The 11,803-nt window shown below is 70.4% G+C and carries 3 protein-coding genes; all 3 read right to left on the minus strand.

Annotated features, from left to right (window positions below; all coding sequences use genetic code 11):
* Positions 1 to 38 precede the first annotated feature (38 nt).
* Genes fabD through KGD83_RS16525 form a run of 3 tightly spaced genes read right to left on the minus strand, consistent with a single transcriptional unit; the run spans position 39 to position 11,802 of the window.
* Entirely contained in the window at positions 39 to 1,205 is a 1,167-nt protein-coding gene (fabD, locus tag KGD83_RS16515) for an ACP S-malonyltransferase (protein ID WP_338036909.1), read from the minus strand.
* Positions 1,202 to 2,575, minus strand: coding sequence for a PfaD family polyunsaturated fatty acid/polyketide biosynthesis protein (locus KGD83_RS16520; RefSeq protein ID WP_212640053.1), 1,374 nt, complete (start codon positions 2,573 to 2,575; stop codon positions 1,202 to 1,204). Before KGD83_RS16520 ends, fabD begins: the two co-directional genes overlap by 4 nt.
* Positions 2,572 to 11,802 carry an SDR family NAD(P)-dependent oxidoreductase gene (locus KGD83_RS16525; RefSeq protein WP_212640054.1) on the minus strand — a complete coding sequence of 3,077 codons (9,231 nt, stop codon included), beginning with the start codon at positions 11,800 to 11,802 and terminating at the stop codon, positions 2,572 to 2,574. Before KGD83_RS16525 ends, KGD83_RS16520 begins: the two co-directional genes overlap by 4 nt.
* Position 11,803: the final 1 nt, after the last annotated feature.

The raw sequence follows: 11,803 nt of genomic DNA on the forward strand, positions 1-11,803 counted from the left end.
CTTGGAGTCTTGTGCTCGGCTGGGTGCGTTTCGGCACGCTACGAGACGGGTTCGATCTCGGTGATGTCGAAATAGCCCTGGTAACCGTGCATGTAGATGGCCGCACGGTGCCCGAACAGCACCGTCGCCTCAGTGGCGGTCACAAGGTTCTCGTAGTTTCCGCCGGTGGACCGGACCCGGGTACCGACCGGATACTTCTCGTTCCACCGGCGAACCGTTTCATCGGCATTCGCCTTCGGCCTCTTCGGGGTGGAATCGGCGCGCGTCCTCACGTCCGGGATCTCGCGGCGGATCTTCCTCACCAGTTTGGTGAGGACGTCACCGTGGCCGATCTCCTCCAACTCCATCCCCTCGTGTCCGAGGAGGTACTCCACGCTCCTGGACCACTGCACGGGGCTGACCATCTGCTTCGCCAGGTTCTCCTTGACGAGTCCGCTCTCGTGGGGCCTCGCGGTCACATTGGAGATGACCGGGATCCGCAACCCGGAGACGGGCACGTCGGCCAGGAAATCGGCGAACTCCGCGCGCACGGGTTCCATGTGACGGGAGTGGAAGGCGCCGCTTGTCCGCAGCGGCACGAAGAGGTGGTTCCCGGTCTGGAAGAACGGCTGTGCCGCCTTGATGTCCTCAGCACGGCCGGAGATCACGACCTGGGACGGGGTGTTGAAATTCGCCAGATCGATCGAGGTCAGCCGGTTTTCCTCCAGAACGGCCCGGATCTCTTCCTCGGAGGCGTTCAGGACGGCCGCCATACCCCCGCCGCTGACCCGGGACATCAGCTCGCCGCGCTTGCGCACCAGCCGCAGCCCCGTCTCGAAGTCGAAGGCCTCGGCCGCCAGCAACGCGTTGAACTCGCCCAGGCTGTGACCGGCGGTGAAGTCCGGAACCAGCCCGGTCTCACGGACTTTCCTGTAGTAGGAGAGGGCGTTGACGACATACAGCGCCGGCTGCGTGTACTGCGTCTGGTCGAGCAGCCCGTCCGGGTCCTCCACGCAGAGGGTCCTGACGGAGTATCCGAGGATCGCGTCGGCCGCGCGCGTGAGGTCTTCGAACTCGTCGAAGAGCGACGATCCCATCCCCTTCATCTGCGACCCTTGACCGGGAAAGACGTATGCCCGCATGGAGAGCCCTCTCTGGTTGTTTCTTCTCTGTTCGCGAGGGGATGTTCCGCCCGTCCCCTCAGGGTGTCCTCGCGGCGTTCTCATGCCAGCGCACGCAGACGTTCCAGGAGGATCGAGGACGCCTCGCGCATGAGTTCCCCGGCGATCCGGTCGGGGTGCCGGTTCTTCCAGTCCTCCAGGGGTGTTCCCCGTGCCCACTGGTTGAAGGCTCCCAGGGCCGGTCCTGTGTGGACCTGCGTGTTCACCGGGTCGCGCTCGGGATCTGTGAAGGACAGGCGGCTGCTGTAGCCGTAGTACCAGCGGAAGATGAGCGCCATCCGACGCTTCGGGCTGTGCTCCGCGCGCCGTATTTCCGCCTGCCGTCCGGTCTTCTCCAGGTATTCGAGGGTTTCCCTCCAGACCTCGTCGACGCTCTTCTTGAAATACGTCTCCTGGATCTGCCTTCGAACGCCCTCCGGGATCTCCTCCCAGGAGTCGTGAGTCCTGTAGAGAGCCGCCAGCCGGTTCGCCCGGCCGGGGAAGAGAACGCCCTTCTTCAGTACCTGGACCAGCGCTCCGATCTCGAACATGTCACCCGCCGGACAGTAGTCGGTGTCCTGGACGTCGATGCTCTGCAGGCGGTCCTTCACCGCGTCACTGATCCCGGCCTCGACCGTGCACTGGTTGATGGAGCCCGTGACCACGAAGTCCGCGTCCATGGCGAAGGCTCCGGCGACCGCCTGCGGCGTGCCGATCCCCCCGGCCAGCCCCACTCGGATCGGCTCCTCATAGCCGAACTCCCGCGCAACACGCGACCTCAGGCTCTGTATCGACGGCAGAAGCGCGGTGGCCACGCCCCGGTCGGTGTGGCCGCCGGAATCCGCCTCCACGATGACGTCCTGCGCCACCGGGACCCCCCGGGCCAGGTCGGCCTGTTCGGGGGTGGCACGCCCCTCCGCCACCAGCCGTGCGACGATCTCCGGCGGCGCGGGCCGCATGAACTCGCGGGCCACCTCGGGCCTGGAGACCTTGGCCAGGATCCGGGTGTCGCGTGCGACCCCGCCCTCCGGCCGCGGTCGCAGTCCGCTCAGGTGGAACAGGACCAGCGCCGGTGTGACCTTGACGAAGGCCGACGCCTCGATCACACGTACCCCCTCCGCGAGCAGCAGTTCGACGTTGGCGGTCTCCCGCGCCGGCTCCTGGAGGTGGCACAGCAGGTTGACGCCGAACGGCTGGTGTGGTCCCAGGTTCCGCCGGATGTGAGCGATGTCCTTCCTCACCCGCTCGGGACTCAGCCCCGCGGCGCCCAGGAAACCCATGAAGCCGCTCCGTCCCATGGCGACCACCAGCTCCTTGGAGGCGATGCCCCGGTACATCGACCCCGACAGGTAGGCGTAGTCGACGCCGAGGTCCCGGCGGAAGGACGCGCAGCCGAGGCTGCGGGCCATCCGGTCCACACGCCCTTCCGTGCTCACTGCTCCCCCCGAGCCGTGCGACGACGAGTCACCCAGGCCTTCGCCACCGGGACCCGCTTACCTCGGCCACCTGCGTAGAGCAGTGCGCAGAAGGAACGGATGGCCGTGAGCGGTTCCGGGTCGCTGAGGAGCACGAAATGGTTCGCGGCCTCCACGTCGGTCCGGTGGAAGTTCGGCAACTGCCGCTGCCACTCGCCCCAGTAGTCGACGTGGTCCAGGAGTCCTCCGTTCTCCCTGGCCGAGAACAGGGGCTCCATCTCCCCGTAGAAGAGGCCGCTGCTGTTTCGGAAGTAGAAGCAGGTCACCGAAGCCGGCCGGGGAAGCGGCCGGAGCTCGTAGTCGGTCACCCCGTAGGCCTCCTGGACCCGCAGGTTCTGCTCAACGCGGGCACGCAGTGCCCGCGCCTCGCCCCTCAGGCCGCGGGCGCGCGCGAGTTCGATGAGCTGATCGAGCAGGTCACCCTCGTCCTGGGCCCAGTCCACCTCGCCCGCGGTCACGAACGCGGTGGCGAATTCCCGCGGGGACGGCTTGACCGCGGCGGAGAGCAGGGCGTTGACCTGCTGCAGGGCCATGTCCGTGCGCGACATGGTCATCTTCTTGATGCTGTCGCCGTACATGGCGTCGACCATGACGATCGTCTCGACCACGGCGCCCTCGTCCTGGAGCCGCCGTGTCACCTCGTAGGCGAGCAGGCCACCGAACGAGTAACCGCCGAGGTCGTAGGGGCCTTCGGGCTGGACCCGCCGGATGATCCGCGTGTAGTGCTCCGCCAGGGCCGCAACGCCATGGAGCGGATCGCTGTTCGTCATCCAGCCGCGCGCCTGGATGCCGTAGAAGGGCCGCTCGACACTGTCGGCGATCGGGGCGTAGGCCTCCACACCGCCGAGCCCTCCGTGGAACCAGAAGACCGGTCGGCCCTCACGTCCGGCGTTGAGTCGAACGGCCTCCGGAACGTACTCGGGGTCGGCGGTCCTCCGTCCGGTTTCGAAGGGGTCCCCGGTTCCGAAGCGCCGTAGCAGGTCTTCGGTCGACCGGCACTCGGCCAGCGCTGCCAGGTCGGCCTTCGGATCGATCTCGGTCTGCAGCGCCTTGAGCAACGACGGCGCGAGGATCGAGCTGAAACCGAGGTCCTCCAGCGGCGCGGTGGGATCGAGTTCGTCCACTCGTACGCCCAGCGATGCGGCGACGAGGGCCGTGATCCGCCCCTCGGTGGCGTCGGCCGGGTCGGCCGCCACGGTGGGCGGGGCCGCGTCCGGCAGTGACTCGGGCCCGGTGACGGGCGGCGTCGCGTCCACGGACCCCCGCCCGGCGGGCGAGCTCACCCAGTACCGTCTCCGGTCGAAGGGGTAGGTGGGCAGCGACCGGAGCATCCGGGGGGACACGCCCCCGCGCGACAGCGATTCCCAAGGGACGCTGCCGCCCCGCGCCCAGAGGAGGGCCAGCTTCTCGGGGCGGTTCTCGGTCAGCAGCTCGCGGACCACCGCCTCCCCGACTCCGCCGCTCAGAAGCGTGCCGAGGTCCGAGTCCTGTCGCCTGGCGTCGCCGGTGAAGAGGGGCACGGGGGCGCTCGTCGCGGAGCCGTCGAGGTAGTGGGTGAGGCCCGTGACCAGTTCCCGGTGGCTTCCCGCCACGAGGGCCAGGCGGAAGTCCATCGCCTCGCGCCCGCGCTGGAGCGTGTAGGCGAGGTCCACCAGGGACAGCTCCTCCCGGGTGCCGACGAACTCCCTCAGCCGGTCGGCCACGGCTCTCAGCCGCTCCTCGGTGGGGGCGGAGAGGAGCACGACCTGCGGGCCCGGATCCGCGGCCGTTGGCTCCACGGAGTCCCCCGAGACGTACTCCTCCACGACCAGGTGGGCGTTGGTGCCGCCCGCCCCGAAGGCGCTGATGGTCGCCCGCCGGGGGTAGGCCCGCTCCCGGCCGTCGAGGTTCACGACGGGCGGGTCCCACTGCTCCGCCTCCCGCGGAAGGTAGAACGCGGTGCCCTCGAACTCCACGCCCGGGTTGAGTCGGCCGCGCCCGGTGAACGGGGTGATCCGGCGGTTCCCCATCTGCAGGACGACCTTGCTGAGCTGGGCTACGCCCGAGGCCGCCTCGAGGTTGCCCAGCGTGGACTTGACCGTTCCGACGGCGCAGAACCGTTCGTCCCGTGTGCGCTCGCCGAACGTCTTGCGCAGGGCCGCGAACTCGAGGGCGTCGCCGATCTGGGAGCCGTTCGCCGAGGCCTCCACGTAGCTGACCGTGCGCGGGTGCACCCCCGCCCGTTCCAGGTTCTCCTCGATCAGTCGGGCCTGCTGGTCGAGGTTGGGAACCATGGGGCCGTTGGTACGACCCTTGTGGTTGGTCGCGCTCGACCTGATGACGGCGAGGACCTCGTCGCGGTCGCGGACGGCCTTGGAGAGGGGTTTGAGCAGGACGGCGCCGACGCCCTCAGCGGGTATGAAGCCGTCGCCGTCCAGGAAGGCCCTGCTGTCGGGGCCGCTGCCGGCGAGGCCGGTCAGGCTCAGTCCCAGATACTTCTTGGGGTGGAGAGTGAGGTTGACGCCGCCGGCGATCATCATCTCGCTGGTGCCACGACGGAGTTCCTCACACGCCATGTGGATGGCGACCAGTGAGGACGAGCACGTGGTGTCGACCGCGAGGCTCGGCCCTTGGAGGTCGAAGAAGTGCGACACCCGGTTGGCGATGGCGCTGGGTCCGGTCACCGAGGTGATGGACTCGTGCACGATGTCGGATGCCAGGAGCTGGTAGTGCTGGTACATCGCACCGACGTAGACGCCGACGCTGCCGCCGTGCGCGTCGCGCAGCCGGTCCCTGGTGTACCCGGAACTCTCCAGCAGGTTCCACACGCATTCCAGGAAGAGGCGGGTCTGCGGGTCCATGATGGCGGCCTCGCGCGGCGAGACGTTGAAGAAGAGCGCGTCGAAGTCGGCCACCCCGTCGAGGAACCCGCCCCACCTCGCCGGCGTCCTCCCGGGCTCGCTCCTCTCACTGCCGTGGTAGAGGTCGTGGTCCCAGCGGTCTCGGGGCACCTCGGTCACGCCGTCCCGGCCCACGACCAGGTTCTCCCAGAACTCGTCCAGGTCCTTCGCCCCGGGATAGCGGCCGGACAGCCCGACCACGGCGATCGCGTCGTCGGTGGCGGGCCCCGTCGGCTTCGAGGGCGTGCGCGTGCTGACCGGCGTCGACGGAACGGTCTCCGCTGACGCCCGCGGCGGCTCCTGGACCGGAGCCGGCGGAACGGTCTCGGCGCGGACTCCGAGAATCCGCTCGAGCGCGTCCGGGTGGGACTCCAGGAAGTAGTCACTCAGCCGGTCGATGCTCTGGTGCTCGAAGAGAAGCGTCTTCGACAGTGAGCCGAAGTCCTCCTCCAACCGATTGGTGACGGTGATCGCCAGCACCGAGTCGATGCCGAACCGCTCGAACGGCGCGCCAGGTTCGATCCGGTGCGCGGGTATCTGGATCACCCCGGCGAGGGTGTCCCTGAGGTGGTCGACGAGCGCGGTGCGCAACGCGTCTCCCCCTGCCGCTGTCGCGTCGCGGGGCCGGGGGTCGGCCGTGCGACCGGCGGGGACGTCGGGCCGCGACGCGGTCGGGGACGGCTCCGGGACCGTGGAACGGCCGAGCAGGGTGCTCCGGATCCGGTCGGCGTCACCCGCCAGCACCAGGGCCTGCGTGTGGGGTGCGTCCAGCGCGGCGTACAGCGCTCCGATGCCCAGGGGCGTGGGCATGGGGGCCATGCCCAGCCGCTCGCGCATCGTCTCCTCGGTGCCGGGGTCCACTCGCATTCCGCCTTCGGCCCACAGCGGCCAGTCGACCGACACGGTGGCGCCGGAGCGCTCGCCCTCGGCGGCCAGCCGCCGCCGGTGGTGCGCGTAGGCGTCCAGGAAGGCGTTGGCCGCCGCGTAGTCGGCCTGGCCGGTGTTACCGAAGACGCCCGCGGCGCCGGAGAAGGCCACCAGGAAGTCCAACGGCACGCCCCTGCTGGCTTCGTCCAGGTTCACCATGCCCGCCACCTTCGGGGCGAGGACCTCGTGGCACTGCTGCTCGGTCTTGTTCCGGACGAGGCCGTCCCTGAGGATTCCGGCCGCGTGGACGATGCCGTGCAGAGCGCCCTCCTCACGGAGGATGCCCTCGACCAGGGAGCGCACAGCGGGCCCGTCTGCGACGTCCACCCGCTCGTAGCGCGCCTCGGCGCCCTGGGCGCGCAACGCGTCGAGGACGTCCTCCTGCTCGGCGCTGAGCGGCGAGCGGCCCGCGAGGACGAGTGTGACACCGTCCGCCTTGGCCGCCATGTCCCGCGCGACGAGCGTGCCGAGCCCGCCGAGCCCGCCCGTGAGGAGGTACACCCCGCCGTTGCGCCAAGGCACCCGGGTTTCAGGCTGTGCGGTGTTCTCCCGCCAGGCCAGGGCTTCGACGCGGTCGCGCCGGAAACGCAGGAAGGTCGTGCCGGGGTACCGGCGTGCTTCGCCGAGCTGGTCCGCCGAGCGCTCGACGCCCTGGTGCGGGTCGACGAGGACGGCCTGGGCCAGCAGCCGGGGTTCCTCCGCCTGCGCCGACCTCAACAGGCCGAGCACCCCCTGGGTCAAGGCGGGTCCGGCTTCGTCGGGAACGACGAGCTGCACCAGCACCTGTTCCCGTGCGCCGTCGGCCAGCAGGCCCTGAACGTGAGCGAGCGCCTGCGCGGTGTACGCCGCGAACCGCTCTGCGATCCCGGGTGCGGTGCAGTGCAGGTGCAGGGGCGGCGAGGCCGGGTCCCGCCGTACCAGCGCCTCGCCGAGGGCCGGCATGTCGGGCAGGAGTACGACGCGCTTGCGCGGTTCGGGTTCTGCGTCGCCTGGCTCCGTCTCACGCCACACCGGTAGGAAGCTGACGGCGGACACCGCGATCGGGGTCTCCTGGGCGACCTCTGCCTCCAGGACGCGGTAGGACATGCCGCGGATCCGCACGCGCACCTGTCCTCGGTCGTCGCAGAGGTCGATGTCGAGCTTGAAGACCGAGCCGTCCGCCGGGGAGCCGGGGCTGTAGCGGATCCAGGCCCACATCGACTCCGCGCAGGGGCCCAGCGCCTCCAGCTCGTCCATGGCGAACGGCAGCGAGGGCCTCATGCCCGTGACGTCGAGGTCCTTTGCCGTACCTGCCGCGGCCCCCATGCCGAGCGAGGCCTGGAGGGTGGCGTCGAGCAGGCTCGGGTGCAGTACGAACGCGTCCCGGGTGGAGCGCACCGCGTCGGGGAGGACCAGGCGTGCCAGGATCTGGTCGCGTCCGATGTGTATCCGTTCGAGGCCGCGGTGCGAGGGTCCGTAGCGGAAACCGAGGGACGCGTACGCCGGGTACAGCTGGTCCGCGGTCAGCACGGCGCGTTCGCATCCGGCCTGGAGCTCGGGCAGGCTGAGCTGGGCCGGGGTCGCCGTCCGCCGCACGACCCGCCCCTGGCTGTGCACCGCCGGGGCGGCTCCGCGAGCGTCGTCCCCCGCGCCGGTGATCTCGAAATCGGCCTCCGATCGGCCCATGGGCCTGAGGGACGTGACGAGGTCGACGGGCTCGTCGCCGGCGGTCACGGGGCGCGCCCACACGACGTTTCGCAGGGTGATCCCGGGGTCGCCGGTGTCGTCCTTCCCGAGGGTCAGGGCGGCCGCGGCCCGCGCCATCTCCAGGCAGGCGACGCCGGGCAGCACCTTCTTGCCCTTCACTACGTGGTCCGTGAGGAGGGGCTCGTCGCCGGTGAACCGCGTGCGGTAGCGCCGGACGGAGAAGTCCGAGGCCTCGCCGTGGAGCAGCGGGTGCCCCTCGTCCGCGCCCGGGCGGGCCGGTGCCGGCTGCTGCGACTCGGGCACCCAGTACCGGTCTCGGGCGAACGGGTAGGTCGGCAGGGGCACCCTGGTGCGGTTGTCGTCGGCGAAGAGGGCGGCGTAGTCCAGACCGTAGCCTTGGACGTAGAGGTCGGCCACAGTGGCCAACAGCTCGGCACGGGAGACCGGATCGGTGGTCGCGGCGGCCCTTCGGATGCGGTCGTTGCCGAGGTCGCGCAGCGCGGCCCGCTCGTCGAGCCCCTGCGCCGGGACCTCGCCCACGCTCACGCGCGAACTCTCGCCCAGGTCGAGCCAAGCCCGCAGCGTCCGCACCGTTTCCGCGTGGTCGTGCACGACACAGGCCAGTCGGTGTGCGAGGTGCTTCCGGCCGAGGAGCAGGGTGAGGGCGATGTCGCCGGGGTCGAGTTCGGGCCGCCGCTCGCAGTGCCTCAAGAGCCGCTCGACCTGTTCACCGAGCTGCTCGGCGGTGCCCGCGGACAGGGTCAGGAGGTACGCGGAGCGCGCGTCGGCGCGTGGGGCCGGGCGCGGCGCCTCCTCGATCACGACGTGGGCGTTGGTCCCGCTGACGCCGAAGGAGCTGACGGCGCCGCGCCGCGCGCCGTCCTCGCCCGCCTCCCAGGGGCGGTCGGCCGTGTTGACGTAGAAGGGGCTGTCGGCCGTGTCGATGTGCGCGTTCGCCTTCTCGAAGTTGATCGAGGGCGGGATACGCCTGTGCCGCAGGGAGAGCAGGACCTTGATGACGCCGGCGACTCCGGCGGCGGTGATCGTGTGGCCGAGGTTGGACTTGACCGAGCCCAGGGCGCAGTAGTCCCGGCGCCGGGTGTAGCGGCGGAAGGACCGCTTCAGGGCGTGGTACTCGATCGGGTCGCCGAGCTTGGTACCCGTGCCGTGGGCCTCCATCATCTGGACGTGCTCGGGATTGATCCCGAAGGTGTCGTAGACGGAGGTCTCCAGCCGCTCCTGGGAGGCGGCGCTCGGGGCGGTGATCCCGTTGGACGCGCCGTCCTGGTTGATCCCGGATCCGCTGATGACGCCGTGGATGTGATCGCCGTCGGCGAGGGCGTCGCTGAGCCGCTTGAGGGCGACGACCCCCACCCCCTCGCCGGGGACGAATCCGTCGGCCCGGTCGTCAAAGGCGTGGCAGCGGCCCGCGGCGGAGAGCATACCGGCCTGCCCGGCCATCACGTAGAACTGCGGCGTGCACTGCACGGAGACGCCGCCGGCCAGAGCCATCTCGGTCTCGCCGTTCCACAGCCCCTGGCAGGCGAGGTGGATGACGACGAGTGAGCTGGAGCAAGCGGTGTCGACGGCGATCGCCGGGCCCTGGAGGTCGAGGTGGTAGGAGATGCGTGCCGGCATCGCCGACAGCGCGTTGCCCCACATGGCCTGCGGGGGAGCCTCTTCCCGGAACAGCTGCGCGTAACCGCTCTCCTGGCAGCCGACGTACACTCCGACGCGGCGGCCCTGGGTGCCGGATCCCGCGTATCCGGCGTCCTCGAGCGCCTTCCACGACTCCTCCAGGAAGAGCCGCTGCTGCGGGTCCATGTAGGTCGCCTCGACACCGGAGATGTTGAAGAACGTCGGGTCGAACCGGTCGATGCCCTCGATGAAGCTCCCGTGCTCGCAGTGCCCCGCCCCCTCCCGGCGGTACCGCGTCAGGTCCCAGCGTGAGACCGGCTCGACGAGGTCGTGGCCGCGCACCAGGTGTTCCCACAGCTGCTCGACGTCGTCCGATCCGGCGAACCTGCCGCTCATGCCGATAACGGCGATGGGCTCCCTGCTCCGGGTGTCCGCCGGGGTACGAGCCCTGCCGGGCGCGTTTCCGCGGCCCTGCGGGGCGGCCGGGCGGGACGCGGTCGACGGCGGCGCGGGTTCCTCCGGCGCGACCCGCTGCGCCTGCGGCAGTGCTTCCGCGATCCGGTCCCGGTAGGCGTCCATGATGTGTCGGGTCAGTCGGCTGACGGATCCGTGATCGAACAGGTCGGTCGTGGTGAGGTCCGTGCCGATCTCACGGTTGATCTCCTGGATCAGCTGAACGCCGATGATCGAATCGATTCCGTAGTCCATGAACGCGTCGTCCGCGGCGATCTGCGTTCGGTCGACCTTCAACGACGACTGCAGCTGCTCGAAGATCGCGCCCCTGACGTGCTGTTCCAGCGCCTGGTCCGGAGCGGAGGGCGCGGCCTTCGGGGACCGGGTCGGACGGCGCTCCGGGCGGTCGACGGGGGCGGGTGCCGCGGTCTCCTGACGGACGACGCCATCGCTTTCGGCGACGATGACCTGGTGGCCCAGGTCGTGCAGCCGCCTCGCCGGGAACGATACGGAGCCGAAGCCCTCGTCGTCCAGCGCCTCCCGCCAGGAGTCCGGGGTCAGGCCTGGACAGCCCGGTATGCGCAGCTCGTCGTCCTCGTACAGCCACCAGCCGTCGAGGAGGCCGAAGGTCAGGTGCGTGAAGAGCGAGGGGGCGGACAACTCGTTGGCGATGAGGACGCCGTGCCGCTTGAGCGCGGCCTTGGCGTTGCGCAGGGTCGTGCGGATGCGCCGGGTGGCGTGCAGCACGTTGGTGGCCAGGACGAGGTCGTAGGATCCGGGCACGACGTCCTGGGCCGCCAGCGGTTCCTCGACGTCGAAGATCCGGTAGTCCAGGTACGGGTGGTGCGGCCCGTACTCCTGCTCGGCGCGCATCAGGAAGGACTTGGACAGATCCGTGTAGGAGTACGTCTCGACGTGCGCCGCGAAGGGCTCAAGGCGTTCGAAGACCTTGACGCTTCCGCCTCCGGTGCCCGCTCCGATCTCCAGGACACGGACGCGGGCGGCTGGGTCGGCGGACACGATCTCCCCCACCACGCCGGCCGCGGCCTCCGCCAGGATGGCGTTGAAGCAGTCGGAGACGGGGTTGTCGCGGTAGACGGGCTCCACCAGCTCCGTCGAGGAGCGGGGGAACATCACGTCGGTGGCGAGCACATCACCGCGGAGGATGTCCGGCAGCGCGCGCAGCGTGGCGTCGAGCAGCGCGGTCTGCGCCCGCAGGCCGGCGTCGCGCCGCCAGGCGCTGCCCCGCTCCCGCCACTCCGCCCACACGTCGCGAGCGGACGCGGGGCCGACCGGGACCGGCTGCGCGGGAGCACCCCGCAGGAGGCCGCGTTCGCGCAGCTGCCGCACGGACTCGTCCAACCAGCGCCGTGGTCCGCCGCTGAGGGGCGGTCCGGCCGCCGGGCCGGAGAACAGCCCCGCGCTGTCGAGTTGGACGAGCAGAAGGCGGCTCAGCAGGTCCTCGTCGATGGCGGCAGGGGTGCCCGTCGCGCTCGCGACGGGGGCCTCCACGCGGTCGGCGAGTTCCCGGCACAGTCGCTCCAGGGGGACTCGCGTGCCCTTCGGGGCCTTGGTGATGGCTTCGGGCCGGATGATGTGCTGCATG

It is taken from the genome of Nocardiopsis akebiae, from assembly GCF_018316795.1.
Taxonomy (GTDB): domain Bacteria; phylum Actinomycetota; class Actinomycetes; order Streptosporangiales; family Streptosporangiaceae; genus Nocardiopsis; species Nocardiopsis dassonvillei.

What these genes read in the sequence shown, in the direction of transcription:
- fabD (WP_338036909.1), bottom strand. Translation starts at nt 1,205, where the DNA reads ATGAGAACGCCGCGAGGACACCCTGAGGGGACGGGCGGAACATCCCCT.
- KGD83_RS16525 (WP_212640054.1), bottom strand. Translation starts at nt 11,802, where the DNA reads ATGCAGCACATCATCCGGCCCGAAGCCATCACCAAGGCCCCGAAGGGC.